General features: G+C 60.3%; 19 protein-coding genes and 1 tRNA gene. 6 read left to right on the plus strand and 14 right to left on the minus strand.

Annotated features, from left to right (window positions below; translation table 11 throughout):
* Positions 1-186: 186 nt before the first annotated feature.
* The 5 genes from AC6I8P_RS06850 to AC6I8P_RS06870 form a co-directional block, all read right to left on the minus strand.
* Positions 187-873 carry a GntR family transcriptional regulator gene (locus AC6I8P_RS06850; protein WP_021509299.1) on the minus strand — a complete coding sequence of 229 codons (687 nt, stop codon included), beginning with the start codon at positions 871-873 and terminating at the stop codon, positions 187-189.
* 99 nt (positions 874-972) lie between these two features.
* A complete protein-coding gene (locus tag AC6I8P_RS06855) occupies positions 973-2,433 on the minus strand; it encodes a mannitol dehydrogenase family protein (protein ID WP_498031076.1) in 1,461 nt (486 codons plus the stop codon).
* 52 nt (positions 2,434-2,485) lie between these two features.
* Positions 2,486-3,769 (minus strand): MFS transporter, encoded by a 1,284-nt coding sequence (locus AC6I8P_RS06860; protein WP_021509301.1) that lies wholly within the window; start codon positions 3,767-3,769, stop codon positions 2,486-2,488.
* A 151-nt stretch (positions 3,770-3,920) separates the two neighbouring features.
* The gene (locus AC6I8P_RS06865) at positions 3,921-4,931 is read right to left on the minus strand and encodes a Zn-dependent oxidoreductase (RefSeq protein WP_222986676.1); all 1,011 of its coding nucleotides are present in this window, start codon (positions 4,929-4,931) and stop codon (positions 3,921-3,923) included.
* 297 nt (positions 4,932-5,228) lie between these two features.
* Positions 5,229-5,774, minus strand: coding sequence for a chorismate mutase (locus AC6I8P_RS06870; protein ID WP_141495216.1), 546 nt, complete (start codon positions 5,772-5,774; stop codon positions 5,229-5,231).
* A gap of 230 nt (positions 5,775-6,004) precedes the next feature.
* Between AC6I8P_RS06870 and AC6I8P_RS06875 the strand changes: the two genes are divergently transcribed.
* The 3 genes from AC6I8P_RS06875 to AC6I8P_RS06885 are packed head-to-tail and all read left to right on the plus strand — an operon-like array spanning position 6,005 to position 8,282.
* Positions 6,005-6,640, plus strand: a complete 636-nt coding sequence (locus AC6I8P_RS06875; protein WP_104093096.1) for a hypothetical protein — start codon at positions 6,005-6,007, stop codon at positions 6,638-6,640.
* A gap of 41 nt (positions 6,641-6,681) precedes the next feature.
* Complete coding sequence (locus AC6I8P_RS06880) at positions 6,682-7,512, plus strand: cytochrome b/b6 domain-containing protein (protein ID WP_058769953.1); 831 nt, start codon at positions 6,682-6,684, stop codon at positions 7,510-7,512.
* Entirely contained in the window at positions 7,509-8,282 is a 774-nt protein-coding gene (locus tag AC6I8P_RS06885) for a molybdopterin-binding protein (protein WP_021509306.1), read from the plus strand. The genes AC6I8P_RS06880 and AC6I8P_RS06885 overlap by 4 nt, the downstream gene beginning before the upstream one ends.
* A 55-nt stretch (positions 8,283-8,337) precedes the next feature.
* Here AC6I8P_RS06885 and AC6I8P_RS06890 read toward each other — a convergent pair.
* A tRNA-Asn gene (locus AC6I8P_RS06890) sits at positions 8,338-8,413 on the minus strand.
* A 308-nt stretch (positions 8,414-8,721) separates the two neighbouring features.
* Between AC6I8P_RS06890 and AC6I8P_RS06895 the strand changes: the two genes are divergently transcribed.
* On the plus strand, positions 8,722-9,843 hold the full coding sequence (locus AC6I8P_RS06895; protein WP_058769954.1) for a Gfo/Idh/MocA family protein: 1,122 nt from the start codon (positions 8,722-8,724) through the stop codon (positions 9,841-9,843).
* Between the two features lie 132 nt (positions 9,844-9,975).
* Here AC6I8P_RS06895 and yegS read toward each other — a convergent pair whose 3' ends face one another.
* The 8 genes from yegS to AC6I8P_RS06935 form a co-directional block, all read right to left on the minus strand.
* The gene (yegS, locus tag AC6I8P_RS06900; protein WP_058757280.1) at positions 9,976-10,875 is read right to left on the minus strand and encodes a lipid kinase YegS; all 900 of its coding nucleotides are present in this window, start codon (positions 10,873-10,875) and stop codon (positions 9,976-9,978) included.
* 229 nt (positions 10,876-11,104) lie between these two features.
* Positions 11,105-12,475 (minus strand): prephenate-dependent tRNA uridine(34) hydroxylase TrhP, encoded by a 1,371-nt coding sequence (gene trhP, locus AC6I8P_RS06905; RefSeq protein ID WP_394541814.1) that lies wholly within the window; start codon positions 12,473-12,475, stop codon positions 11,105-11,107.
* 139 nt (positions 12,476-12,614) lie between these two features.
* A complete protein-coding gene (gene baeR / locus AC6I8P_RS06910) occupies positions 12,615-13,322 on the minus strand; it encodes an envelope stress response regulator BaeR (protein WP_031280058.1) in 708 nt (235 codons plus the stop codon).
* A 9-nt stretch (positions 13,323-13,331) separates the two neighbouring features.
* Positions 13,332-14,717, minus strand: coding sequence for an envelope stress sensor histidine kinase BaeS (gene baeS, locus AC6I8P_RS06915; protein WP_058757282.1), 1,386 nt, complete (start codon positions 14,715-14,717; stop codon positions 13,332-13,334).
* Positions 14,714-16,120: a multidrug transporter subunit MdtD gene (gene mdtD, locus AC6I8P_RS06920; RefSeq protein ID WP_498031077.1), complete on the minus strand. Its 1,407-nt coding sequence runs from the start codon at positions 16,118-16,120 to the stop codon at positions 14,714-14,716. Before mdtD ends, baeS begins: the two co-directional genes overlap by 4 nt.
* 98 nt (positions 16,121-16,218) lie before the next feature.
* The gene (mdtC, locus tag AC6I8P_RS06925) at positions 16,219-19,293 is read right to left on the minus strand and encodes a multidrug efflux RND transporter permease subunit MdtC (RefSeq protein ID WP_498031078.1); all 3,075 of its coding nucleotides are present in this window, start codon (positions 19,291-19,293) and stop codon (positions 16,219-16,221) included.
* Positions 19,290-22,412, minus strand: coding sequence for an MdtB/MuxB family multidrug efflux RND transporter permease subunit (locus AC6I8P_RS06930; protein WP_282995954.1), 3,123 nt, complete (start codon positions 22,410-22,412; stop codon positions 19,290-19,292). The genes mdtC and AC6I8P_RS06930 overlap by 4 nt, the downstream gene beginning before the upstream one ends.
* The gene (locus AC6I8P_RS06935; protein WP_021509315.1) at positions 22,412-23,641 is read right to left on the minus strand and encodes an MdtA/MuxA family multidrug efflux RND transporter periplasmic adaptor subunit; all 1,230 of its coding nucleotides are present in this window, start codon (positions 23,639-23,641) and stop codon (positions 22,412-22,414) included. The genes AC6I8P_RS06930 and AC6I8P_RS06935 overlap by 1 nt, the downstream gene beginning before the upstream one ends.
* A gap of 240 nt (positions 23,642-23,881) precedes the next feature.
* On the opposite strand from AC6I8P_RS06935, the gene AC6I8P_RS06940 reads away from it, so the two are divergent.
* The gene (locus tag AC6I8P_RS06940; protein WP_021509316.1) at positions 23,882-24,844 is read left to right on the plus strand and encodes an aldo/keto reductase; all 963 of its coding nucleotides are present in this window, start codon (positions 23,882-23,884) and stop codon (positions 24,842-24,844) included.
* Between the two features lie 221 nt (positions 24,845-25,065).
* On the plus strand, positions 25,066-26,400 hold the full coding sequence (locus tag AC6I8P_RS06945; RefSeq protein WP_021509317.1) for a carbohydrate porin: 1,335 nt from the start codon (positions 25,066-25,068) through the stop codon (positions 26,398-26,400).
* Positions 26,401-26,471 lie beyond the last annotated feature (71 nt).

Here is a 26,471-nt window from a genome sequence, read left to right on the forward strand (position 1 = left end):
CACCCTCACCCTAGCCCTCTCCCGCGCGCGGGAGAGGGGACAGAAATGTGCGGTTTTTTAATGCGTTAATTCTCTGACAGCTTACTGGAACAGCTCCCTCTCCCGGTGGGAGAGGGCCGGGGTGAGGGCATCACACCGCACCGTATCAAACCGCACCACACCTCAAGCTCAAAGCCCCCCAAAACACTACGGCCCTTCAAACCATTCGCTGTTGCGCTCGGCAATCGGCGTGATGGTCAGAATCATCTCCTGCAGATGTCGCCGCATCGCCTTCTCCGCCGCATCGGCATCTTGCGCTTTCAGCGCGGCAAAAATCTCTTCGTGCTGCTGAATCAGGCTCTCCGGCGGCGACACTTCGCTCAGCGTCAGAAAGCGCACGCGGTCCATCGTCGCTTTAATGTTCTCCACCGTTTCCCACGCCAGCAGACAGTCAATGCCTTCGGCAATCAACCGGTGAAACTCATCGTCGAGCGCCAGAAACGCCTGGCTGTCGTGGCGTTCCGCTGCCAGACGCTGCAGCTGCAGATTGTGTTCCAGCGCCATCAGTCCGGTGGCAGCGATCTCCAGCGCGGCGCGGCGAACCACAGCGATCTCCACCGCTTCACGAATGAAACGGCCATCGGCCACGCGCTGGGCGGAGATTTTGCGCACGAAGGTGCCGCGCTGCGGCAGGACCTGCACCAGGCCGGCTTCCGCCAGTTTGATAAAGGCTTCCCGCACCGGCTGCCGCGATACGTTGAAGCGCGCCGACACTTCTTTCTCCGACAGCAGCGAGCCCGGATGGATCACGCAGGTCACGATATCCTTCCGCAGATAGCGATAAATTTGCTGATTTACCGGTTCGCTGGTGGTTATGGTATAGGCAATCGACATGCAGCAATATCCGTATTACGGCTGGCCGCCGCCAGCCCGATGAGAAAGCGTCAGTCTAATCAGCACGCTGCGTCTGCGCTACACATTTGTGCAGGCGGCTTAGCCTTCTGTGACCAGCGCCTGCACCGTGGCGCGTGCACCGGTAAGCCGCAGCTGCTGATACAGCTCGGTAAGCCGCGTAACAAACACCGTGTGATAACGTAAGTCGTCGCCGAACACCGCCTGCAGGCGCAGTAAGGCCTCAACGCGCTGCGGGCCATCCTCGCTATTGGCAACAATGCTGGCCAGCTGCGCGCTGAGCGGATCGCGAATCTCAATCGCCGCGCCCTGCTCATCGGCGCCGCTGATATAGCGCATCCAGCCTGCCACGCCCAGCAGCAGATAATCACAGGCCGTCCCGTTACGCAGATGCCAGCGCACGCTATCCAGCAGGCGCTGTGGCAGCTTCTGCGTGCCGTCGGTGGCGATTTGATAAGTGCGATGTTTAATCGCCCGGTTTTCGTAACGGGCGATCAGCGAGTCGGCATAGGCGACCAAATCTACATCCTGCGTGCGCAGCGTGGGTGCCTGATCCTGCAGCATCAGCGCGCGCGCCGCCTGACGAAAATTGGCATCGGCCATGCAATCGCTGATGTGCTGATACCCGGCCAGATAGCCGAGATAAGCCAGGAACGAGTGGCTGCCGTTGAGCATGCGCAGCTTCATCTCTTCGTACGGCAGCACATCACGCACCAGCTCAGCACCGGCCTGTTCCCAGGCCGGGCGGCCGCTGACGAAGTTATCTTCAATCACCCACTGGAAAAAAGGTTCGGCCTCCACCGCCACCGGATCGCGACTGCCCAGCCGCGCTTCCAGCGTCGCGAAAGCTTCATCGGTCATCGCCGGTACGATGCGATCCACCATGGTTGAGGGAAAGGTGAGGTGGGTCTGAATATAATCCGCCAGCGCCAGGCTGCGACGCTGCGCCAGCTGGGTTATCACATTGCGCGTAACGTGGCCGTTCTCCGGCATGTTGTCACACGACATCACGCTAAACGGCGGCAGATCGCGCTGGCGACGGCGTTCGATCGCCGCCAGGATCACGCCGGGCAGCGAGCGCGGCGCGTCAGGATGCGCCACATCGTGCATGATGTCCGGATGCGTCAGGTCGAGCTGGCCGCTCGACGGCAGCGAACAGTAGCCTTTTTCCGTGACCGTCATCGACACGATGGCGATTTCCGGCTGGCTCATCGCTTCAATCACCGCCTCAATACCGTCACTTTTCGCGTGCAGCGCCTGGGTAATTACGCCAACAATGCGCGTGTGCAGGCTGTCGTCGGCCATTTCGGTCACGCTGTACAGCAAATCCTGCTGGCGCAGAGCGGCGATCAGCGCGCCGCTGTTGAGATTCACTTCGCAGTAGCCCCAGTCGCTGCCGTGCTGCGCCAGTTGGTCAGTGGCCAGCGCCTGATGCGCGCGGTGAAAGGCACCAAAACCGATGTGCACCATGCGGGTTTTCAGCTGGCTGCGGTCGTAACGGGGGTGCTGTACGTCAGCGGGAAGGCGATCGGGTTGTAACATGCATAATCCTTGTGGCAAACGGGGCGCGCGGCGCCCCGGCAGAGTCATTCGATTAAACGGAAACCGGTTTGTCGCTGGCTTTCGGGCTGCGAATCACAAACAGCACCAGCAGCGCGCCAAGGGCCGCCACCACGCCCGCCAGCACAAAGGCGCTGTCAAATTTGCCGGTGTGCTGCACGATGAAGCCGGTAACGATCGGGCCGATAATGCCGGACAGGCTGCCAATCAGGTGAATAAAGCCGCTGATGCTGCCGACGCGGCTCTTGTGCACCACATCCTGAATAATCGCCCAGTAAATGGCACCGGTGATGTAGAGGAAGAAGATGGAGATCGACATCATGATCACTGCCGAATTCACCTCTTTGATGGTGCCCGCCAGCGCCACACATATCGCTGCCGCCAGCAGCGACACTACCAGCACAATCTTGCGCGATAGCAGCAGCTTACCGGTGATATTAAAGATTTTATCGGAAATCCAGCCGCCCAGCGCCAGGCCAATGAAGCCGACAATCCACGGGATCATGGTCGTGATGCTCATGGCTTTGATATCCAGCCCGTGCGCCTGCACCAGATAGGCCGGGAACCAGCTCAGGAAGAAGAACAGAATGTAGTTGTAGCAGAAGAAGGCGAACGCGGTGACGAGGATAATCGGCTGACGCAGATAGTAGCCCATGCCGTGCGCTTTGCCGTCCGCGTCGATGATATCTGCCGGCTCTTCCGCTTTCAGTTTCTCTACCAGCGCGCGCTCCTGCGCAGAAACGCGCTTACTGCGCGCCGGATTATCGGCGGCGAAGAAGAACCACAGCGCCATCCACACCAGACCAATCAGGCAGATCACCACAAACGCCGGACGCCAGCCGAAGGAGAGCGCCAGGTAGCCGACAATCGGCCCGGCGACCGCGCCGCCGAGCGGGGAGCCGGCACTCAGCAGGCCCATGGCGGTGGCGGCCTGCTTTTTCGGGAACCAGCCATTGATGGCTTTGTTGGCCGAGGCGCAAATCGGACCTTCCGCCATGCCGAACAGCACGCGCAGAATCATCATCGACCAGAAACCGGTCGCCAGCGCGGTCATACCACAGAACAGCGACCACATGCCGACGGCGGTGCCGAGCACAATCGTCGGACCAAATTTATCGGTGGCTAAGCCGCCAATAAAGTTGAACAGCGCGTAGCCGAAGAAGAAGCTGCCGAAAATCAGGCCGAACTGCTCGGCATTGATCATCAGATCTTTTTCCACCAGCGGCACGGTGAGCGACAGGGCAATACGATCGAGGTAATTGATCATATAAACCAGGAACAGCAGCAGTACGAGGGTCCAGCGTAGATTCTTCAGCATAGAAACTCCGTTTCCCTGTTCTTCTTCAGGCTGCAGCGTCACGGGGAGATGACCTTGATGACCGCGGCGCTGCGCCTGATTTATGCAGGGGATTATTGTTGTGGCCGGCGGGTACGCACCGGCATCAGGGACATCTGGTGTGGCGCATCATTCAATCCATTTGCAGGATCACTTTGCAGCAGGTGCGCGGGTCTTGTTCAAACAGCGTCATGGCGCGCTCGATCTGCGCCAGCGGGAAATAGTGGGTAACCAGTTTCTCCGGCTGGATCAGTCCCTGTTCCAGCCACGCAATCACCTGCGGGAAGCGGTTGCTGTTCAGGCGCGAGGTAAACAGCGACAGCTCTTTACTGGTCAACGCCTGCTGCGTCAGGCTACACGGCTCAGCAGAAAACCCGAGCAGGCCGATGCGCGCCGCCGGCGAGGCCAGCGCAGCCGCTTCAGCGAGGATCGCCGGATGGCAGGCGGCGTCGATAATCAGCGTCGGCTGAACGCCTTCCAGCTGCGCCGCCAGCGGGATCTCGCTGTTGTTGAACAGGCGATCGGCACCGTTTTGCTGCGCCAGCGCCAGCCGCTCCGGCAGGCGGTCCACCACCAGCACCTGCTGTACGCCGTACACGCCTTTCAGCACCTGAATCGCCGTCAGCCCCATCGGACCGGCACCGTAAATCAGCGCCACATCCTGTGGCTGCGGTTTGAGGAACGCCGTGATATTCGCGGCAATGGTGAAGGGCTCAACCAGGCTGGCGAGTTGGTCGGGAATGCTCGCCGGCAGGCGATGGGCATTTTTTGCTGGCGCCACCGCATACTCACTGAAGCCGCCGTCGCGGTGGACGCCAATCACCTGCAGTGACTGACAGACATTAGGACGGCCAACGGAGCAGGGATAGCAGTGGCCGCAGCTCACCACCGGATCGACCGCCACGCGCTCGCCCAGCCGGCTGGCATCAACGTCCTGTCCGACCGCGTCAATCACGCCAAAGAACTCATGGCCGATGACGCGCGGATAGCGGGCAAATGGATTGTGACCGTGCCAGATGTGCACGTCAGAGCCACAGATGCTGGCAAATTTCACTTTTACCCGTACTTCATCAGCGGCGGGCTGCGGCAGCGCGCGCTCGGCCAGTAGTAGTTTACCCGGTTGTTCAATCACCACACTTTTCATCATTTACTCCTGGCTGGTGGCCTGAAGGTGCGGCACATCAGCAATAACGCGACAGTAATGACGAAAAAATACGCGCAATAATACTACCATACAAGTTGCTGTTGCAGAGTTGTGAACGCAATCACAGAGCGGATGGGGTAGTTGCATAGAGAGTTTTAAGAATGGCGTTGCGGTGCGCATCACTGCGCACCCTGTAAGGTCATTAGCCAGTTTGCAGGCTCGCCATTTATGGCAACCGTGAAAAACGCAGCAAAATGACAGGCCTGCTGCGATCGACGGCACGCTCGCCGCGCAACATTACGGCTGCCGTAACGTTACCGCGCTGAGCGTGCGCCACAATAACTCTTTATCCTGCGGTGACACGTTGCGCTGCTGAATGTCACGCATAAATTCGGCCTTTTGCGGTGCCTGCAGCGTCGCGCCCTGTTTCAACTGCGCGGCAAGCTGCGTCAGAATCGCGTCGCTGTAATGACCAATGCTTTTGCGCACCTCATCCAGCGGACGCGGCTGCCAGTGCGGCTCCGGCGTTGCCAGCCAGTCGGCGCGATAGCGATACTGCACCGCTTTCGCCACATCCATCTGTGCCTGAATAAACGGCTGCACCGTGGCATCGTCCAGGCCCAGCTCACGCGCTTCCGCCAGGGCTTTGTCCAGCACCTTGCGCTCCTGACCCAAATCTTCAATCGGCTGATGATGCTGCGCTTTATAGCCCGCCACATCCTTCATGTAAGACAAACGCGTGTTGATAAGCTGGCCTGGCGAAGGACTGCTGAGTTCTGCCGCGGCGGCGGAACAGCTGCAAATCAGCAGCGCTAACGTGGCCGATCGTAACTGCATTTCCATACTGATGCTCCCAATGTTCAACCCAGGCGCTGGATCTGCGCGAGGCTCAGGCTAAGACAAAATAATGACATGACAAAGTACAGGGTGAAAAATTATCTTGTTTTTTAATCTACCAACTAGTAGGTTTGTTTTCCAGCGCCTTTTGCCGCAATGTTATTGCGCTTCAGGTTGAATGATTTCTGGCACAGGGCTGCCGCTGAGGCAGCGCTTATCATCAAAAGGAACACTCCATGACGGTCTTATCACATTACAAACGCCTTTCACTGCTGATTGCCGGTTCACTGCTGGCCGGCGCCACGCTGTCGCCGGCGATGGCGGCAGAGATGGCAGGGCAAAAAGTGCAGGTACGTGGCGTTGTTGAATCGGTAAACGGGCAGCAGCTCACTATCAAGTCACGCGAAGGATCGGAGGTCAGCGTGGCCATGAAGCCAGGCGCGATGGTGTCTGCGGTGGCGAAGGCCAGTATCAGCGACATTAAAAAGGGCGATTACGTGGGCATTGCCTCGCTGCCGAAAGCGGGCGGCGGTGATGGCGCGCTCGAAGTGCTGATTTTCCCGGCGCAGCTGAAAGGTGCAGGCGAAGGCAACTTCAGCTGGGATCTGAAGCCGGGCAGCTCAATGACCAATGCCACGGTCGCCAATAGCGTCACCTCGGTGGACAACAGCGAAGTGACGGTGAGCTATCACGGCCATCAGAAAAAAATTGCTATTCCGGCCGGTACGCCGGTGGTGACGTTGGCGGCGGCCACCCCGGATGACCTGAAACCCGGCACCACGGTGTTTGTTCCTGCCGAGAAGGGCGCCGACGGTAAGCTCACCGCAGGCAATATCATTGTCGGCAAAAACGGCGTAGTGCCGCCGATGTAATCCGGCTCCAGCCAGGCCTCGCCTGGCTGGTAAGGGGCTCGATGATGCAACAGCCTTCACCTTCCCGCAGTAAAACGCTAATCCGTCGTCATTCGCTGCTGGTGCGAGTGACGCACTGGGTCAACGCCCTGTGTTTTGCCGTACTGCTGATGAGCGGACTGCAAATCTTTAATGCGCATCCGCGTCTGTATGTCGGCCTGTATGGCGCGGACCATGAGCAGCCGGTGTTTGAAATCGGCAATCGTCAGCAGCAGGGATTTGTCCGGCTCGGCTCGCTGCAACTGAATACCACCGGCGTGCTCGGTGTCTCGAAGCTGGAGGGCACGCTCACAGCGCGCGCGTTCCCCGGCTGGCTGACGCTGCCGTCGTGGCAGGATTTGGGAGCCGGTCGCCACTGGCACTTCTTTTTTGCCTGGCTGCTGCTGTTCAACGGCGTGATTTATCTGCTGCACGGTTTCTGGCACCGGCACTTTCGCCGCGATCTGTTGCCCGACCGTCAGCAACTGGGCGCGCGTCATTTGTGGCAGGAGATTTGCGACCACGCCCGGCTGCGCTTTGCCCGCGGTGAAGCGGCGCGGCGCTATAACGCGCTGCAGAAACTCAGCTATCTGCTGGTGATCTTCATACTGCTGCCGCTGATGCTGCTCAGTGGATTAACCCTGTCGCCAGCGCTGGATGCGGCGCTGCCGTTTTTACCCGATCTGTTTGGCGGCCGTCCGACGGCGCGCACGGTGCACTTTGTCACCGCCACGCTGCTGGTGCTGTTTGTGCTGGTGCATGTGGTGATGGTGCTGGTGTCAGGCGTGTTCAATAACCTGCGTTCGATGATCACCGGCCGTTACGCGATCGACAAAGAGGATACCCCATCATGAAAATCGAGCTGTCGCGTCGCCGCCTGCTGCTGGGCGCGCTGTCCGGCGCCGGCGCGGCGCTGCTGAGCGGTTGCGATCAACTGACGCAAAACGACACGGTCAGCGGCTGGCTCAATCAGACCGAGCGGCTGACGCGTGCCAGCCAGCGCCTGCTGGGCGGCCAGCGGCTGGCACCAGAGTTCAGCGAGGCCGATATTTCGCCGCTGTTCCGCGCCAACGGCACGCAAATGCCTGACTCCGACGAGTATGCGCGTTTGCTGGCGAACGGGTTTGCCGACTGGCGGCTGCGCGTCACCGGGCTGGTGCAACAGCCGCTGAGTTTATCGCTCAGCGATCTGCAGCGTTTTCCCAGTCGCACGCAAATCACCCGTCACGACTGCGTGGAGGGCTGGAGCGCGATTGGCAAATGGCAGGGCGTACCGCTCGGACTGGTGCTGGATGCGGCGCGCCTGCGGCCAGGTGCCCGCTACGTGGTGTTCCTGTGTGCCGACGAGCTGGAGCAGACGCTGGACGGCAGCGGGCGCTACTACGAAAGTATCGATCTGCAGGATGCGTGGCATCCGCAAACGCTGCTGGCCTACCGTATGAACGATCAGCCGCTGCCGGTCGCGCACGGCGCGCCGCTGCGTCTCCGGGTCGAGCGCCAGCTCGGTTACAAGCACGCCAAGTATCTGATGGAAATCAAAGTGGTGGATTCGTTTGCCCAACTGTGGGGCGGACGCGGCGGCTACTGGGAAGATCGCGGTTACGAGTGGTATGGCGGTATCTAACCGTCAGAACGCAGAAAAGCAAAAAGCCTGCTGTAAAAGCAGGCTTTTCTAAATCTGGCTCCTCTGACTGGACTCGAACCAGTGACATACGGATTAACAGTCCGCCGTTCTACCGACTGAACTACAGAGGAATCGTTTGGAACGGGGCGCATATTATCGGGCAGGCTGTGGCTTGTCAAAGCTCTTTTTCACAATTTTTTCTGACTGCTGAATAAAGCGTCAATTGCCCGGCGCGGGCCCGCGCGATGGCGCGAATTAGCGCCAGCACTGCGCCTGATTGTGAGAGATGTCACCAATGCTATGCAAAATTACATTCTGATTTGTCGCTTCTGTCAGATACCTCGCATGTATGATCACAGATATTTCATTTCGCCGTTGTCGCCGCCCAAAACGAAACATATATTCCGGGAAACTCTTCCCCGTGAACCGCAGGTGCAGCATGAACAAAGTCAGAATCGGTATGATTGGCAGTGGATATATTGGGCGTTGTCACGCGATTGCCTACGCGCAGGCACCCACGGTGTTTGCCCTGAAGGGCGAGATTGTGCGCGAGATGCTGGCAGAGGTGAATCCGGCGCTGGCGGCGCAGCAGGCGGCGACGTTTGGCTTTGCCCGTTCGACGGGCGACTGGCGCGAGCTGGTGCGCGATCCGCACATCGACGTAGTCGATATCTGCGCGCCCAATTTCCTGCACAAAGAGATGGCGCTGGAGGCGATTCGCCACGGCAAGCACGTCTACTCCGAAAAGCCACTGTCGCTCTCGGTGGCCGATGCCGAAGAGATGGTGCAGGCGGCGCAGCAGGCGGGGGTGAAAACCCTGGTGGGCTTCAACTACATGAAAAACCCCACCAGCCAGCTGGCACGGGAGATTATCGCGCGCGGTGAGATCGGCGAAGTGGTGCACTTTTACGGCACCCATAACGAAGATTACCTGGCGCGCGCGGAGACGCCGCTCGACTGGCACTGTCAGAAAGCACTGGCCGGTCTCGGCGCGCTTGGCGATCTGGCGGCGCATATCGTCAACATGGCGCACTATCTGGTCGGTGATATTGATGAGGTGAGCGGTGACATGATGACGGTGATCAAACAGCGACCGGATCCGAAGGCGCCGTCACGAATGTTGCCGGTGGAAAATGAAGATCAGGCCAGCGCGCTGCTGCGCTTTAAAAATGGCGCGCACGGCGTGATTGAAACCTCGCGTATCGCCTGCGGCAGCAAGATGGGGCTGACTTATGTGGTGACCGGCACCAAAGGCACGCTGCGCTACACGCAGGAGCGCATGGCTGAGCTGGAACTGTATCTGCACGACGATCCGGCCGGTCGCCAGGGCTTTAAAACCATTCTCACCGGCCCGGCGCACCCCGATTACGCCAGCTTCTGCGTCTCGGCTGGCCACGGCATCGGTTTTAACGATCAGAAAACGGTCGAGATTCGCGATCTGATTAACGGCATCGCCGCCGGCGATCGCATGTGGCCGGATTTTGCCGAAGGGCTGCAGGTGCAGAAGGTGCTGGAAGCGGTGGCGATTTCCGCCGTGGAGCGCCGCTGGATGAAGGTGTGATGCAGAGCGTCAGCCGCAGACGCACGTAACCGCTCGCCATCAACGGCGACCCTACACGGTGCGTGCAGGGATGGCGAGCCTCACAGGGTGCGCATTTATGCGCACCGGGATAATGCAGAAATTTTCCAAAGATTACGCCAGCAACGCACACTGCGGCGGCAGGCGGCAGCTCAGCGCGCCGGGCTGCACCTCAATCACAAACTCGCTGCCGGACAGCGGCTCGCCGTCGAGGTTAAAGGTCATCTCATGCGGTGAACGGATGGTCAGTGACGTCAGCTGTGCCGCGACAATGTTCGGGTTTTCGTCGTCGCGCGTCAGCGAGTGCAGCAGCGTTGGCAGCAGCTCCTGGGCGGTTACGATGCTGAGATTAAGTTGTCCGTCATTGATCAGCGCTTCCGGACACAACCGCTGTCCGCCACCGGCCTGACGGCCATTGCCAATGCCAATCACCAGCGCGTCACCCTGCCAGTGAAAGCCCGGTCCGCTGATTTCGCAGCTGTCCGGCTTCAGCGCATCAACGCGCATCAGGCCATGAATAAAATAGGAGACGCCGCCCAGCGCCGATTTCAGTTTCTCCGGCGTTTCCGTAGTGATGCGTGTGCCAAAACCGCCGGTCGCCATGTTGATGAAGTAACGGTCGCCGTTCACCCGCGCCAGATCGATGGCCGTGGCTTTGCCCAGCACCGCCAGCCGCAGTGCCGCTTCCATTTCTGCCGGGATACCGGCGCTGGTAGCAAAATCGTTGGCAGTGCCAAGCGGTAAAATCCCCAGCACCGGCCGCTGCGCTGGCGGCAGGGCGGCCAGCGCGGTGGCAATCTCATTGATGGTGCCATCGCCGCCGCCAGCCACTACGGTTTCCGCCTGCAACTGCAGCGCTTCCTGCACGTAGCGGTCACCGTCGCCTTTTTCCCAGGTCACGCGCACCGCCAGGTTAAAGCCTTCGTCGCGCAGGGTATTCACGGCGGCGCGCAACTCTTCATTGCCTGCGCCTTTTCCATTCAGAATCAGCAAAGTGAGGGGTTTATTTTGCATTATCGCTTCCCTGATGAGTAAGACAGAGCTGTGGTTATAGCATAGCTGCGGCGGGAACTTTATCGGCGAACGATGAAAAAAAGAAAACCCGCACGGGGGAGCCGGGCGGGTGAATGAGGTGGTTCCTGGTACTACCTGCTGTTTGTTGTTACTCGTTAGCAGCAGGCGCGATTCTAAAGCGCGGCGAAGCGGCGGTCTGTGATCCTGTTCTAACTTCGCCGTTTTCTTTTCATTTAGTGCGATTTTTACCGTGCGGATCGTAAGTGCTGTTACCGTCGGTAAAATTGCGCAGCAGCAGCGCATAAGCCAGATCGACCCCCTCCGGCACGCTGATCCAGACGCGATGACCATCTCCCGGAGCCACCTCAACCGCGGCACCCTTGTCATTCTGCATCGCCTGCAGCGTGCAGTTGAGATTGCCGTCCGGCGTCATGATCTCTACGCTATCGCCCAGCATGAACTTGTTCTTCACCGCCACCTGCGCCCACGTACCGCGCCGCTCACCAGTGAATTCACCTACAAACTGCTGACGCTCCGAAATGGAAAAACCCTGCTCGTAGTTTTGATAGCTGTCATGGGTGTGGCGACGCAAAAAACCTTCGGTATAGCCGCGGTGCGCCAGCCCTTCCAGCGTCTCCAGCAGTGCCGGATCGAAAGGTTTGCCGTCGGCCGCATCGTCGATTGCGCGGCGGTACACCTGCGCGGTGCGCGCACAGTAGTAGAACGATTTGGTGCGGCCCTCAATTTTCAGCGAATGCACGCCCATCTGGCTCAGGCGTTCGACGTGCGCCACCGCGCGCAGATCTTTCGAGTTCATGATGTAGGTGCCGTGCTCATCTTCGAACGCGCTCATCACCTCGCCTGGCTTCATCTTCTCTTCCAGCAGGAATACCCGGTCGGTAGGCTGACCGACGCCGAGCGTCGCGGACTGCACCGCAACCGGCTGATGAAAGCCAACAATGTTGCCGACTTCATCCTGCTGGCCTTCGGCCACGTTATATTCCCAGCGGCAGGCGTTGGTACAGGTGCCCTGATTGGGATCGCGCTTATTCAGATAGCCAGAGAGCAGGCAGCGGCCGGAGTAGGCCATGCACAGCGCGCCGTGAACAAAGATTTCAATCTCCATCTCCGGTACCTGCTGGCGAATTTCGGCGATCTCCTCCAGCGACAGCTCGCGTGACAGAATCACGCGCGTCAGCCCCATCTGCTGCCAGAACTTCACCGTGGCCCAGTTCACCGCGTTAGCCTGCACCGACAGGTGAATCGGCATCTGCGGGAAGGCGTCGCGCACCAGCATGATCAGGCCAGGATCGGACATGATCAGCGCATCCGGCTGCATTTCGATGACCGGCGTCAGATCGCGGATAAAGGTTTTCAGCTTGGCGTTGTGCGGGGCAATGTTTACTACCACGTAAAACTTCTTGCCGAGCGCGTGCGCTTCGCTGATGCCTTTAGCGAGGTTTTCATGGGTGAATTCGTTATTGCGCACGCGCAGGCTGTAGCGCGGCTGGCCGGCATACACCGCGTCGGCGCCGTAGGCAAAGGCGTAACGCATATTTTTCAGCGTGCCTGCCGGCGAAAGCAGTTCGGGTTTAAGCATGGGAAGTTCTCACTGATGTCAGGTCAGCATGTCATCACGGATGGCACGTGCAGCGGCCGCGTCAGGCGGCCCTGCAAAAGGTGGGGAATTGTAGGCAGGGCGACTCCCGATGTAAATTGACCTGGATCAATCTAAGCGGTTACAGCAGGCGGCCAACATCCGCTTCCCAGCGATATCCCATGCCGTACACGGCGCGAATAAACGGCTGTTCGGCATCAAGGTTCTCCAGCTTGCGCCGCAGGTTCTTGATGTGGCTGTCAATGGTGCGATCGGTGACCACGCGATAGTCGTCATACAGATGGTTCAATAGTTGCTCGCGCGAGAACACTTTGCCCGGCTCCAGCGCCAGCGTTTTCAGCAGGCGGAACTCGGCGGGCGTCAGCTCCAGCGGCTGTTCGCGCCAGCTGGCCTGGAAACGCCCTTCGTCGATCAGCAGATGCGAGGCCAGCTGCGCCTCTTCTGGCGAACGTTTCACCCGGCGCAGAATGGTTTTCACCCGCGCCACCACTTCACGCGGGCTGAAGGGTTTGCAGATATAGTCGTCAGCGCCAATCTCCAGCCCGAGCAGGCGATCGATCTCTTCCGTGCGTGCGGTCACCATGATAATCGGCAGCTCGGAGAAGCGGCGGATTTCCCGACACAGCGTCAGGCCGTCACGGCCCGGCAGCATCAAATCCAGCAGCATCAGGTCTGGTGGCGTTTGCTGCACGTAACTCAGTACCGCGTTGCCATCGGCGAGATGGTGCGTGCGGTAGTTTGACGCCTGCAGATAATCAATCATCAGCTGCGCCAGTTTGGGTTCGTCTTCCACAACAAGAATCAGGGGATCGCTATTTTCCGTGCTCATAAAGGGTGTCTAGTGAGGAACATACGGCAAGTTTAGCGTGATTTTCAGCCCACCTAAATCAGAGTCGGCCGCATTAATGCTGCCGTCATGCGCCTCAACAATATTCTTGCAGATCGCCAGACCGAGCCCGGAGCCGCCGCTGGCGCGATTGCGCGAGCTTTCGGCGCGGAAGAAGCGCTCAAACAGCTGCGCCTGCTGCTGGCGCTCGACGCCCGGTGCGCTGTCGGCAAACTGCAGCTGCCACTGCTCGCCGCTGAGCTGCATACTGAGCTGCACCGTGCCGCCGGCATCGGTGTAGCGCAGGCTGTTTTCCAGCAGGTTAGTAAACAGCTGCATCAGCCGGTCCGGATCGCCAAAGCTGCTGGCCTGCGCCGGCAGCATCAGGCTGAGCGTCAACCCCCGGCTGCGATAGCGTTCGCCAAAACTGCCCGCCACCACCTCCAGCAGACTGACCAGATCCACCGGCTGTTTGCGGTAGGCGAGGGCGCCCGCGTCGGAGAGCGACAGCTGGTGCAGGTCTTCCACCAGCTGGGTCAGCAGCGCGACTTCGCTCTGCAGCGAACTGATGGCGTCGGGCGTCAGCTTGCGCACGCCATCCTGCATCGCCTCCAGCTCACCGCGCAAAATCGCCAGCGGCGTACGCAGCTCATGGGAAATATCGGCCATAAAGGCGCGCCGGTTGCTCTCGTTTTTCTCCAGCGAGCGCGCCAGCTGGTTGAAGTCGCGCGCCAGCTGACCAATTTCGTCGCTGCTGCCGACCTCCACCCGGGTGGTAAATTTGCCCGCCGCCAGCTGATGGGTGCCGTCCACCAGCCGTTTCACCGGCGCCAGCAGGCCGCGCGCCAGCAGCCAGGTGACCAGCGCGGCCAGCAGCGTGGTGAGGCCGACGATCAGCCAGCTGGTCTGGCGCTGCTGATGGTCAAAGTTGATGTCGGTGCTGCGCGTCAGTCGCTCGGCGGGCGAGGCAATCACCCAGCCAACAATCTTGCCGTTGCTGGTGGTGATATTGCGGCGCGAGCCTTCCGGCGGCACCGGCGAGCGCGGGCCGGACAATATTTTGTACTGCTGATCGATAATCCAGAACTGGGTGCGCCAGCCGTGCGGCGGCAGCTGAGTGCCGCTGCCGGGATTCTGTTCCAGCGAGCGCAGAATGGTGAAAATCAGCCGGTCGTTGTTACGCAGAAAATCCCAGCTACCGTGCTGTTCGTATTGATCGGCCAGCGCATCGCTCAGCAGCGTCAGGCGCTGCTCGTTGCCCTTTTTGATGTAATCGACAAAGCCATGCTCAAAGCTGAGGCGCACGCCCCAGTGCATGGTGATGATCACCAGCATGCAGGTGGAAAAAATCGCCATAAACAGTTTGGCGCTGATGCCGAGTTTTACCGGCTGCTTCATCCTTTACTCCTGCCTCTCAGGTCCACATTTTTACTCACATCGGCGGGTACGCGCCAGAACACCAGCGCCGGCAGCGCAATCACCAGCGCCATGCACAAATAGGTGTACATAAAGGTTTGATGGGTCGCGGCGCTGTCGCTCACCGCGCCATGGCCGAAAGCGCCGAGCAGCAAACCAGCCACGGTGACGCCGATACTCATCGACAGCTGCATGATCATCGACAGCAGGCTGTTGCCGCTCGAGGCCAGCTCGTCCGGCAGCTCTTTCAGCGTCAGGGTATTCATGGACGAAAAGCGGATGGCATTGACCATGCCCTGCAACAGCAGCACCACGGGCAGCAGCCAGATCCAGCCAAGCAGCGCCACCACGGGAAACAGCAGCACCACCAGCGCCAGCGCCAGGGTGCCGCCCACCAGCGCGTTACGATAGCCAAACAGGTTCACAATGCGCACCACCACGCGTTTGATGCCCATGTTGCCCAGCACCATCGGGATCATCATCAGACCCGCGTGGAACGGGCTAAAGCCGAGACCCACCTGCAGAAAAATCGGCGTCATAAACGGCAGCATGCCGCTGCCGATGCGGCCGGTGAAGCTGCCGAGCAGGCCGATGGCGTAAATGCGGTTGTCAAATAGCTTCAGGCTAAACAGCGCGTTATCGTTGTTGCGGCCGTGCATCAGGTAGAACAGCAGGGAAAACACCCCCAGCAGAATCAGCAGGCACAGCAGCAGCGGCGAGCCGCCGGCGCTGCGCTGGCCGTCGAGCGCCAGCGTCAGCGTAGCCATGCCGACCGCCAGCAGCACAAAACCGAGGAAGTCAAAGCGTCGCGTCTGCATGGTGTAGTTCGGCATCAGCAGCAGCGTGGCAATGGCACCGATGATGCCGACCGGAATGTTGATCAGGAAGATCCAGTGCCAGCTGGCATACTCCACCAGAATGCCGCCCAGCGCCGGGCCGAGCAGCGGGCCAATCTGGCCGGGCAGGGTGACAAAGGTCATGGCCGACATGTACTGCTCACGCGGCACGATTTTCATCACCGTCAGCCGGCCGACCGGCACCATCATCGCGCCGCCGATGCCCTGGACCACGCGCGCCATCACCAGCTGCTCGAGTGACGTGGCGAAGGCACACAGCAGCGAACCGAGGCTAAACAGCACGATGGCGCAGAAGAAGATGTTGCGCACGCCAAAGCGGTCCGCCAGCCAGCCGCTGAGCGGCAGCGTGACCGCTACGGTGAGCACGTAGGAGACAATCACCGAGTGCATATGCAGCGGGCTGACGTTGAGATCGTGGGCCATCGCCGGAATCGCGGTGTTCACAATGGTGGTATCCAGCGTCTGCATAAAAAAGCCGAAGGCCACAATCCACAGTTGCCAGCGGACGGTGGCGGTTTGTGCGTTCATGGTCATCCCGTGTTAACAGTTTCATCAGCCGCAGGTCGCGTAGCGGCGCGATTTATCGCGCGTTGAATTGCGCCGCTACGCTTAGTGCAGGTATGACGTCATGGCTCCGTTATCAACCGCGGCTGCTTTTTCCGACGGCGCAGTTTATCCATCATCAGGTACACCACCGGTGTGGTGTACAGCGTCAGCAGCTGGCTCATCACCAGCCCACCGGCAATGGTGATGCCCAGCGGCTGGCGCAGCTCCGCGCCGTCCCCGCTGGTCAGCACCAGTGGCAGCGCACCAAACAGCGCCGCCAGCGTGGTCATCAGAATCGGGCGGAAACGCAGCTGGCACGCCTGGAAAATGGCGTCGCGCGCCGACAGGTTGCCGTTGCGCTCCGCCTCCAGCGCGAAATCCACCATCATGATGGCGTTCTTTTTCACGATACCGATCAGCAGCAGGATGCCGATCAGCGCAATCAGGCTGAACGGCGTATTAAACAGCTGCAGCGCCAGCAGCGCGCCGACGCCCGCCGAGGGCAGGGTAGAGAGAATCGTCAGGGGATGCACGTAGCTCTCATACAGAATGCCGAGCACGATATACACCGCGGCAATCGCCGCCAGCATCAGCCACAGCTGGTTCGACTGCGAATCCTGAAATACCTGCGCGGTGCCGGCGAAGCTGCCGCGCACGCTGGACGGCACGCCAATCGCCGTAATGGTGCGGTCAATGGCCTCTGACGCCTGCGACAGCGAGACCCCTTCCGGCAGGTTAAACGAGATGGTCGAGGCCGCCGACAGCCCCTGATGGTTGACCGACAGCGGCGCGTTGGCCGGCTGCCATTTGGCAAACCAGCTGAGCGGAATCGCTTTGCCGTCGCTGTTGATCACGAACATCTGATCCAGCGCGCTGACATCCTGGGTATAGCGCGGATCCACCTCCATCACCACTTTGTACTGATTCAGCGGCTGGTAGATGGTGGAGATTTGCCGCTGGCCGAAGGCGTTATTCAGCAGCGCATTGGCCGCCGACACGTCGATGCCGAGGCGCGCCATGCTTTCGCGATCGTAAGTCAGCGCCATTTCGCTGCCGTTGTCCTGCTGATCCGAATTCACATCGGCCAGCTCTGGCAGCGCGGCAAACGCCTTGCGGATTTTCGGCTCCCACTCACGTAAATCGGCGAGGTTATCCGACAGCAGGCTGTACTGGTAGCTGGCGTTCGACTCGCGTCCGCCGACGCGAATATCCTGCACCGCATTAAGGTAGAGGTTGGCACCCGGTTCTTTCGCCAGCTTCACGCGCAGGCGGGCGATCACTTCCTGCGCGCTTTCGCTGCGTTCTGACAGCGGCTTGAGTGACACAAACATCGAGCCGCTGTTGGTGCGCGAGCCGCCGGTGAAGCCGGTGACGTTATCGACCGCCGGGTCAGCCTTGATGATGTTCATGAAATCCTGCAGCTTGCCGCGCATCGCCTGAAACGAAATGCTCTGATCGGCGGAGATAAAGCCGTTGAGACGGCCGGTGTCCTGTTCGGGCATAAAGGTTTTCGGGATGGCGATAAACAGCCAGATGGTCAGCCCGACGGTGCCGAGCAGCAGCAACAGCACCCAGATCGCGTGGTTCAGCACCCAGCCCAGCGAGCGCGCATAGCCCTGCTGCACCGCCAGCAGCACGCGGCCAAATCCGCGCGTACGCGGCTGGCTGCGCTTCGCCTGCGGTTTCAGCAGATACGCGCACATCATCGGCGTCAGGGTAATGGAGATAAACAGCGAGATGAGAATCGCCACCGACAGCGTGATGGCAAACTCCGAGAAGAAGCGGCCAATAATACCGCCAATCATCAACAGCGGCAGGAACACCGCAATCAGCGACAGGCTCATCGACAGCACGGTAAAGCCCACCTCGCGCACCCCGGTCAGTGCCGCCTGCAGCGGCTTCATCCCAGCTTCGACGTGACGCGCGATGTTCTCCAGCACCACAATGGCGTCATCCACCACAAAGCCGGTGGCGATGGTCAGCGCCATCAGCGACAGGTTATTCAGGCTGAAACCGCACAGGTACATGGCGGCGAAGGTACCAATCAGCGACACCGGTACCGCCGCCGCCGGAATCAGCGTGGCGCGGCCGTCGCGCAGGAAGAAAAACACCACCAGAATCACCAGCGCCACGGCGATCACCAGCGACTGCTCCACTTCATGCAGCGAGGCGCGGATGGTGGGCGAGCGGTCCTGAGCGATTTGCAGGTCGATGGCCGCCGGGATCACCTCATGCAGCTCCGGCATTTCCGCCCGGATGCGGTCGACGGTATCGATAATGTTGGCGTCCGGCGACTTGCGCACCACCAGCAGCACCGCTGGTTTACCGTTGGTCATCCCGGCGTTGCGCACGTCCTGTACCGAATCCTGCACGTTCGCCACATCGCTCAGCCGTACCGCCGCGCCGTTGTTGTAATGCACCACCAGCGGCTGGTAGACGCTGGCGGTTTGCAGCTCATCGTTGGTCCGTACCTGCCAGCGCTGCTGGGTATCGTCGATGGCACCCTGCGGACGGCGCTGGTTGGCGTTGCTGATGGCGGTGCGCACCGCATCCAGCGACACGCCCTGATTAAACAGCGCCTGCGGATTGAGGTCGACGCGCACCGCCGGCAGCGAACTGCCGCCTACCGTGACATCACCGACGCCATCAATCTGCGACAGCTTCTGCGCCAGTTGCGTCGACGCGTAATCATACAGCTGACCGGGATTATAAATATCCGAGGTCATGGTGAGGATCATGATCGGCGCATCGGACGGGTTGGCTTTGCGGTAGGTTGGACGATTGGGCATGCCGGTCGGCAGCAGGCTCTGGGCGGCATTGATCGCCGCCTGCACATCGCGCGCCGCGCCGTTGATGTCGCGGTCGAAATCAAACACCAGGATGATGCGCGTGCTGCCCAGCGAGCTGGTGGAGGTCATTTCACTGACGCCGGCAATGCGGCCCAGCGAGCGCTCCAGCGGCGTGGCGACCGAGGCCGCCATGGTTTCCGGCGACGCGCCGGGCAGCGAGGCCGAGATCAGAATCACCGGGAAATCCAGCTGCGGCAGCGGCGCCACCGGCAGCAGACGGAAGCCAAGAATGCCCGCCAGCGCAATCGCCAGCGTCAGCAGCGTAGTGGCAACCGGCCGATGGATAAACAGGGCGAAAAACTTCACGACTGCGCCTCCGTGCCTTTCAGACGCCGGCGCGTGGCGTGGGCAAGGCGATCAAACAGCAGATAGATCACCGGGGTGGTAAACAGCGTCAGCACCTGGCTCAGCACCAGGCCACCGACCATGGCGATGCCGAGCGGACGACGCAGCTCCGCGCCGACGCCGGTGCTGAGCATCAGCGGCAGCGCGCCAAGCAGCGCCGCCAGCGTGGTCATCAGAATCGGCCGGAAGCGCAGCAGACAGGCCTGATAGATCGCCTCACGCGGCGCCATGCCCTGTTCACGCTCGGCGGCCAGCGCGAAGTCGATCATCATGATGGCGTTCTTCTTCACGATACCGATCAGCAAAATGATGCCGATGATGGCGATGATATCCAGCTCGTTGCCGCTCAGCATCAGCGCCAGCAGCGCGCCAACGCCGGCGGTGGGCAGCGTCGACAGAATGGTAATCGGGTGGATGAAGCTCTCATACAGCACGCCGAGCACGATATACATCGCCACTACCGCCGCGACGATCAGCCAGATGGTGCTGGTCAGCGCCGCTTCAAACGCCAGCGTGCTGCCCTGGAACTGCGTCATCATCTCTGCCGGCATGCCGACCTGATCTTCTGCCGTGGTGATCGCCTGCAGCGCATCGCCGAGCGAGTAGCCGTGCGCCACGTCAAACGAGAAGGTGGCCGACGGGAACTGGTCGAGATGATTAATGCTCAGCGCAGCGTGGCGCTCTTCGATTTGCGCGATGGCGCTGAGCGGCACGCTGCCGCCGTCGCTACTGTTCAGGCGAATCGCATCGAGACTAGCGAGACCGGGGGTTTGCGTGTTGTCCTGCTCCAGCACCACGCGATACTGATTGGCCTGGGTGTAAATCGTTGAGATCAGGCGCTGGCCAAAGGCGTTGTACAGCGCGTTATCAATGTCGGCCATGCTGATGCCGAGCCGGCTGGCGCTGTCGCGATCGACGCGCACAAAGGCTTCCAGCCCCTGATCCTGCCAGTCGCTGCTGACGTTGCGCAGTTGTGGCAGCGTATTGAGCTGTGCCAGCAGTTTCGGCACCCAGCTGCCCAGCGACTCCAGCGAACCTGACTGCAGGGTAAACTGGTACGGCGTGCGGCTCGCCTGGGTATCAATGGTCAGGTCCTGTACCGGCTGCAGCCACAGCGACACGCCGGGCAGGCGATCGATCGCCTGCTGCAGCCGCTGCTGCACTGCCGGAATACGATCGTCACGCTGGTCCAGCGGTTTCAGGTTAATTTGCAGCCGCGCGCTGTTAAGCGCCGCGTTGGTGCCATCCACGCCGACGAACGAGGTCAGGCTCTGCACCGCCGGATCTTTCATAATGATCGACGCCACGTCGCGGGTGCGCTGCGCCATACTGGCGTAAGAGACCGACTGTGGCGCCTGCAGCGTGCCCTGAATGATGCCGTTGTCCTGCTGCGGGAAGAAGCCCTTCGGAATCACCACCCACAGCAGCACCGTCAGCAGCAGTGTGCCAAGCGCCACCGACAGCGTCAGCCACGGGTGGCGCAGCACGCGCGTCAGCCAGCGGCCATAGCCGGCAATCACCTTATCGAACATCGCCTCGCTGGCGCGGGAGAAGCGGTTCTGCCTGCGCAGCGATTCGGCGCTCAGCATGCGCGCGCACATCATCGGCGTCAGCGTCAGCGAGACCACCGCCGAGATCAGAATCGCCACCGCCAGCGTCACGGCGAACTCGCGGAACAAACGGCCAATCACGTCGCCCATAAACAGCAGCGGAATCAGCACCGCGATCAGCGAGAAGGTGAGGGAGATGATGGTGAAACCAATCTCACCGGCACCTTTCAGCGCGGCGGTCATCGGCTTTTCGCCTTTTTCGATGTAGCGCGAGATGTTCTCGATTACCACGATGGCGTCATCGACCACAAAGCCGGTGGCGATGGTCAGCGCCATCAGCGTCAGGTTATTGATCGAAAAGCCAAGGAAATACATGGCGGCGAAGGTGCCGACCAGCGACAGCGGCACCGCGACCGCCGGAATAATGGTGGCCGGGACGTTGCGCAGAAACAGATAGATGATCATCACCACCAGCCCGATGGCCAGCATCAGCTCATGCTGGGTATCCGCTACCGAGGCGCGAATGTTGGTGGTGCGATCGGTGAGCAGTTTGACGTCAACCGACTTCGGCAGCGTGGCGGTCAGCGACGGCAGCAGCGCGCGGATGCTGTCAGCGGTAGCGATAATATTGGCGCCCGGCTGGCGCTGCACGTTCAGCACAATCGCCGGCTGACGGTTGGCCCAGGCGCCCAGCCAGCTGTTTTCTGCGCCCTGTTCAACCGTGGCGACGTCGCCCAGCCGCACCGGCGCGCCGTTGCTGTAGCTGACGATCAGCTTGCGGTAATCCTCCGCGGAGGTCATCTGGTCATTGGCTGACAGCGTGATGGAGCGCGTTGGGCCATCAAGACTGCCTTTCGCCGAATTGACGTTGGCGTTGCTGATGGCGGTGCGCACCGTCTCGCTGGTAAGGCCGAGGGCCGCCAGCGCCTGAGCGTTCATCTTCACCCGCACTGCCGGGCGCTGGCCGCCGGAGAGCGTGACCAGACCGACGCCGGAGACCTGGGAAATCTTCTGCGCCACCCGCGTCTCCACCATGTCCTGCACCTGTGTCAGCGGCATGCTGGTGGTGGTAACGGCCAGCGTCATGATTGGCGGATCGGCCGGATTCACTTTGCTGTACACCGGCGGATTTGGCAGATCGTTAGGCAGCAGGTTAGTGGCAGAGTTGATCGCCGCCTGCACTTCCTGTTCGGCAACGTCGAGCGCCAGCGTCAGCTGGAACTGCAGCGTAATCACCGAGGCACCGCCGGAGCTTTGCGACGCCATTTGCTTCAGGCCGGACATCTGCCCGAACTGGCGCTCGAGCGGCGCGGTAATCGACGAGGTCACCACATCCGGGCTGGCGCCGGGATAGAGCGTGACGACCTGAATGGTCGGGTAATCGACTTCCGGCAGCGCGGAAACTGGCAGGAAGCGATAGCCCAGCACGCCGGCCAGCAAAATCGCGATCATCAGCAGCGTGGTGGCCACCGGGCGCAGAATAAACTGGCGTGACGGGCCGCCGCTGGCGTCGGGAGGCATCACCTGCATTATTGACGTTCTCCGCGAGCCGGTTGCGCCGCGCGCGTGCTGTGCGTGGCGGTACTCTGTGCGGCGACAATTTCCACCGTGGCGCCTTCGGTCAGACGGTCGAGACCGTCAGTGACCACGCGCTGACCGGCCTGCAGCCCGGCATCAATCACCACTTTCTGGCTATCCTGCAGCCCGGCGGTGACGCGTTTCTTACTCACTTTGTTATCGCTGTTCACCACCCAGACAAAGTGGCCGTCGTTGCTCATCTGCAGCGCGGCGGTCGGGATCACCACCGCGTTTTGCAGCGTATCGACCTTCAGCCGGGCATTAACAAACTGATTGGGAAACAGGGCGTCGTCCTGATTGCTGAAGCGCGCCTTGAGTTTAATGGTGCCGGTGGTGACATCGATCTGGTTATCAATGCTCAGCAGCGCACCCGTGGTCAGCAGGGTTTTATTGCTGCGATCCCAGGCTTCAACCGGCAGCGGCTGGCCGCTTTTCTGGGCTTTCAGGATCTGGCTGATATTGTTCTCGGCAACGCTGAACACCACGTCAATCGGGTGCGTCTGGGTGATCACCACCAGACCATTGGTATCGCCGGCGGTAATGTAGTTGCCGACATCCACCTGCTTCAGCCCGACGCGTCCGGCAATCGGCGCGGTGATGCGGCTGTAGGTCAGATTGAGCTGCGCGCTGGCCACATTGCCTTCGTCGGCTTTGATGGTGCCGAGGGTTTCACTGACCAGCGAGCGCTGGGTATCCAGCTCCTGCTGCGACACCAGCGAGGTTTTCGCCAGCTTTTCATAACGGCTGAGGTCGCGGCGCGCGTTAGCCAGCGTCGCCTGATCTTTGGCCAGCTGGCCCTGCGCCTGGGTGAGCGCTACCTGCCATGGGCGGGGATCGATTTCTGCCAGCAGCGCGCCGGCCTCCACCTGCTGACCTTCCGTGAAGTGCAGCGCCATCAGCTGGCCATCGACCCGACTGCGCACCGTAACGGTATTGGCCGCGGTGACGGTGCCAAGTCCGCTGAGGTAATAGGGCACGCTTTCGGTGGTCGCCGTTGCGGCCTGCACCGGTGCCAGCGGACGGCGTCCGCCGCTGTTGTTGCCACCGCGTCCGTGATGCGGCTGACCATCAGCCTGGTTAGCCTGTGCTGGCTCGGCCGGATGCTGCCACCAGTAGTAAGCGCCCGCCAGCGCAGCCAGTACCACCACGCTAATCAGGCCTGTTTTTAATCGTTTATTCATTGCTCTGTGTGCTCTCCGGCGGTTTCGTTTTCCCCACATGCGCGCGCAAACGAACCGCGGCGCAAACGAAATGATTGTAGTCGCCCGGGTCGGGCAAAAATTGAAGGAATTAAGAATATCGCCCCGGGCACGCTAAGTATTCATATTCAGTAAATATTTTGGCAGCAATACGCATAAGCGTGACTTTTTCCTTTGCTAAGCTGAATGACAGACCAGTCTCGTTTCACTAAGGAGGATCACATGCGTCAACACAAAACCCGTCAGCTGGGCGACAGCGGTATCAGCGTGCCGCTGCTGACGTTTGGCGGCAACGTTTTTGGCTGGACGGTCGATGAAAAAACCTCGTTTTCACTGCTCGACGCGCTGGTGGAAAAGGGGCTGTTCTTCATTGATACCGCAGACGTTTACTCACGCTGGGCGCCGGGCAACGCCGGCGGTGAATCGGAAACCATCATCGGTAAATGGCTGAAAAAAAGCGGTAAGCGCGACAGTATCGTGCTCGCCACCAAGGTAGGCATGGAGCTGACGCCGGAGAAAACCGGGCTGAAACCGGCCTATATCCGCCAGGCCGTGGAAGATTCGCTGCGCCGCCTGCAGACGGATGTCATCGATCTTTACCAGGCGCACCGTGATGACGACAGCACGCCGCTGGTGGAGACGCTGAAAGCCTTCGACTCGCTGATCAAAGAGGGGAAAGTGCGGGCAATCGGTGCGTCCAACTACAGCGCGCAGCGCCTGCAGGAAGCGCTCGACATCAGTAAGCAGGAGGGACTGGCGCGCTATGAAACCCTGCAGCCGGAGTACAACCTGTACGATCGCCAGGAGTATGAAAGCGGACTGGAGCAGGTGGCGGTGAAAAACGGTCTCGGCGTGATTAACTACTACTCGCTGGCCAGCGGTTTCCTGAGCGGGAAATACAAAAAGCCGGAAGACGCCAGCAAAAGCGCGCGCGGCCAGGGCATTGTAGAAAAATACCTCAACGATCGCGGTAAGCGCATCATTGAAGCGCTGGAAGATGTCGCGGCCTCGCACGACGCCTCTGCTACCCAGGTGGCGCTGGCGTGGCAGATTGCGCGACCGAGCATCACGGCACCGATTGTCAGCGCCACCTCGCTGCAGCAGCTGGATGAGCTGGTGAAAGCCACCGAGCTGGAGCTTAGCAAGCAGGAGATTGAAGAGCTGGCCAGCGCCAGCAAGCCGTAACGCGAAGCGGGACGCTGCGGCGTCCCGTCACGTAATAATTTTTTCGCCACGCAAAAAATGCCTTTTTCCTCCAGAACATATCCATTCATCGATCGCTGTCACAATTGCGTTAAGTCACTGTCACCTTTGCACTCACTGCGCACAGATTTGCAAAAACTGACATAACCTCAGCATTATTCTCTGCCCGTTCCTCTCCGGAAATTCACAGAAGAATAATCATCATGAACAGAAAAAAAGCAGTGCAGCATATGCCTCGCCTGGCAGCGGGCACCCTGATGTTTGCCATGTTGAGTGCGTCGGCGGTGGCAGCCGATGCGTTCAGCTACGATTCCCCCTACATGTTTGGCGACTGGGGCGGTAACCGAACGCAGCTGGAAAACGACGGCGTGAAGTTCGACGTTAACTACACCATGGAGAGTGCCTCGAACCTGGGCGGCGGTGCCGATACCAACACCTCGATGCGCTACAGCGATCAGTGGGCGTTTGGCCTGAATCTTGACCTGCAAAAACTGCTCGACTGGCAGGATGCGCAGTTCCAGATGACCATTACCGACCGTAACGGTCGCAACATCTCCGATCAGGTGGCAGACCGCCGTACCGGCATGCTGTCATCGGTGCAGGAAGTGTACGGACGTGGCCAGACCTGGCGTCTGACGCAGTTCTGGCTCAGCAAAGGGCTGTTTGATAACACCGTTAACCTGAAAGCCGGTCGCGTCACCGTCGGGGAAGATTTCGACAACTTCGATAGCAAGTTCCAGAACCTTGCATTCGGCAGCGGCCAGGCGGGTAACTGGCGCGGCGACCGCTGGTTTAACTGGCCGGTTTCCCAGTGGGGCGGCCGCGTGAAGGTTAACTTCACGCCGGAAGTGTTCTTCCAGGTGGGCTTCTACAACCAGAACAGTGCCAACTACGATCGCGGTGACGGTTTCCGTCTGGATACCAGCAACTCCGAAGGCAATCTGGTGCCGGTGGAACTGGGCTGGAAACCGACCTTCGGGCCGGCCAACCTGCCGGGTAACTACCGCATTGGTTACTACTACTCGTCGGCCAACGGCGATAACTACGGCAGCTGGCGCGATGGCGCTTATCAGAGCAAGGATCACGCTTACGGCGGCTACGTGCTGTTACAGCAGCAGCTGACCGCGCAGGGCGGCGATGCCAGCCGGGGTCTTGGCGTGACGGTGCAGGCGGTGATGAACGATCACAAGACCTCGAAAACCGACAACTATCAGTCGATCAGCTTTACCTGGAAAGGGCCGTTTGATGCGCGTCCGCAGGATGAGATTGGCGTCGGCGCGGCGCGTATTCACGTCAACAGCGCGTATACCCGTTCGCTGCGTCAGCAGAATGATGCCAACGGCGAAACTGATTTCGACAGCCCAACTTATCTGCCGATTCAGGATGGTTCCGAGTACAACTACGAGGTTTATTACAATGCGCAGCTGACCAAATGGCTGCAGCTGCGTCCAAACCTGCAATACGTGGTGGCACCGGGTGCGGTGAGCGAAGTGAAAGATGCGTTTGTGGGTGGAATCAGTGCGAACGTGAATTTCTAATCTGGCAGAATGTGTGACTTTTCCCTCTCCCTTTGGGAGAGGGCAGGGTGAGGGGAAAATCGCACGGAGCT

The sequence above is a fragment of the gamma proteobacterium symbiont of Lampromicra miyakona genome (assembly GCF_059730895.1).

Excerpts from the sequence above, each read along its gene's own strand:
- AC6I8P_RS06880 (WP_058769953.1), top strand. The coding sequence starts at position 6,682 with ATGATGCAACAGCCTTCACCTTCCCGCAGTAAAACGCTAATCCGTCGT.
- AC6I8P_RS06865 (WP_222986676.1), bottom strand. The coding sequence starts at position 4,931 with ATGAAAAGTGTGGTGATTGAACAACCGGGTAAACTACTACTGGCCGAG.
- AC6I8P_RS06875 (WP_104093096.1), top strand. The coding sequence starts at position 6,005 with ATGACGGTCTTATCACATTACAAACGCCTTTCACTGCTGATTGCCGGT.
- AC6I8P_RS06940 (WP_021509316.1), top strand. The coding sequence starts at position 23,882 with ATGCGTCAACACAAAACCCGTCAGCTGGGCGACAGCGGTATCAGCGTG.
- AC6I8P_RS06850 (WP_021509299.1), bottom strand. The coding sequence starts at position 873 with ATGTCGATTGCCTATACCATAACCACCAGCGAACCGGTAAATCAGCAA.
- AC6I8P_RS06930 (WP_282995954.1), bottom strand. The coding sequence starts at position 22,412 with ATGCAGGTGATGCCTCCCGACGCCAGCGGCGGCCCGTCACGCCAGTTT.
- AC6I8P_RS06870 (WP_141495216.1), bottom strand. The coding sequence starts at position 5,774 with ATGGAAATGCAGTTACGATCGGCCACGTTAGCGCTGCTGATTTGCAGC.
- baeR (WP_031280058.1), bottom strand. The coding sequence starts at position 13,322 with ATGAGCACGGAAAATAGCGATCCCCTGATTCTTGTTGTGGAAGACGAA.
- AC6I8P_RS06885 (WP_021509306.1), top strand. The coding sequence starts at position 7,509 with ATGAAAATCGAGCTGTCGCGTCGCCGCCTGCTGCTGGGCGCGCTGTCC.
- trhP (WP_394541814.1), bottom strand. The coding sequence starts at position 12,475 with ATGCTTAAACCCGAACTGCTTTCGCCGGCAGGCACGCTGAAAAATATG.
- AC6I8P_RS06945 (WP_021509317.1), top strand. The coding sequence starts at position 25,066 with ATGAACAGAAAAAAAGCAGTGCAGCATATGCCTCGCCTGGCAGCGGGC.
- AC6I8P_RS06860 (WP_021509301.1), bottom strand. The coding sequence starts at position 3,769 with ATGCTGAAGAATCTACGCTGGACCCTCGTACTGCTGCTGTTCCTGGTT.
- yegS (WP_058757280.1), bottom strand. The coding sequence starts at position 10,875 with ATGCAAAATAAACCCCTCACTTTGCTGATTCTGAATGGAAAAGGCGCA.
- AC6I8P_RS06895 (WP_058769954.1), top strand. The coding sequence starts at position 8,722 with ATGAACAAAGTCAGAATCGGTATGATTGGCAGTGGATATATTGGGCGT.
- AC6I8P_RS06855 (WP_498031076.1), bottom strand. The coding sequence starts at position 2,433 with ATGTTACAACCCGATCGCCTTCCCGCTGACGTACAGCACCCCCGTTAC.
- baeS (WP_058757282.1), bottom strand. The coding sequence starts at position 14,717 with ATGAAGCAGCCGGTAAAACTCGGCATCAGCGCCAAACTGTTTATGGCG.
- AC6I8P_RS06935 (WP_021509315.1), bottom strand. The coding sequence starts at position 23,641 with ATGAATAAACGATTAAAAACAGGCCTGATTAGCGTGGTGGTACTGGCT.
- mdtD (WP_498031077.1), bottom strand. The coding sequence starts at position 16,120 with ATGAACGCACAAACCGCCACCGTCCGCTGGCAACTGTGGATTGTGGCC.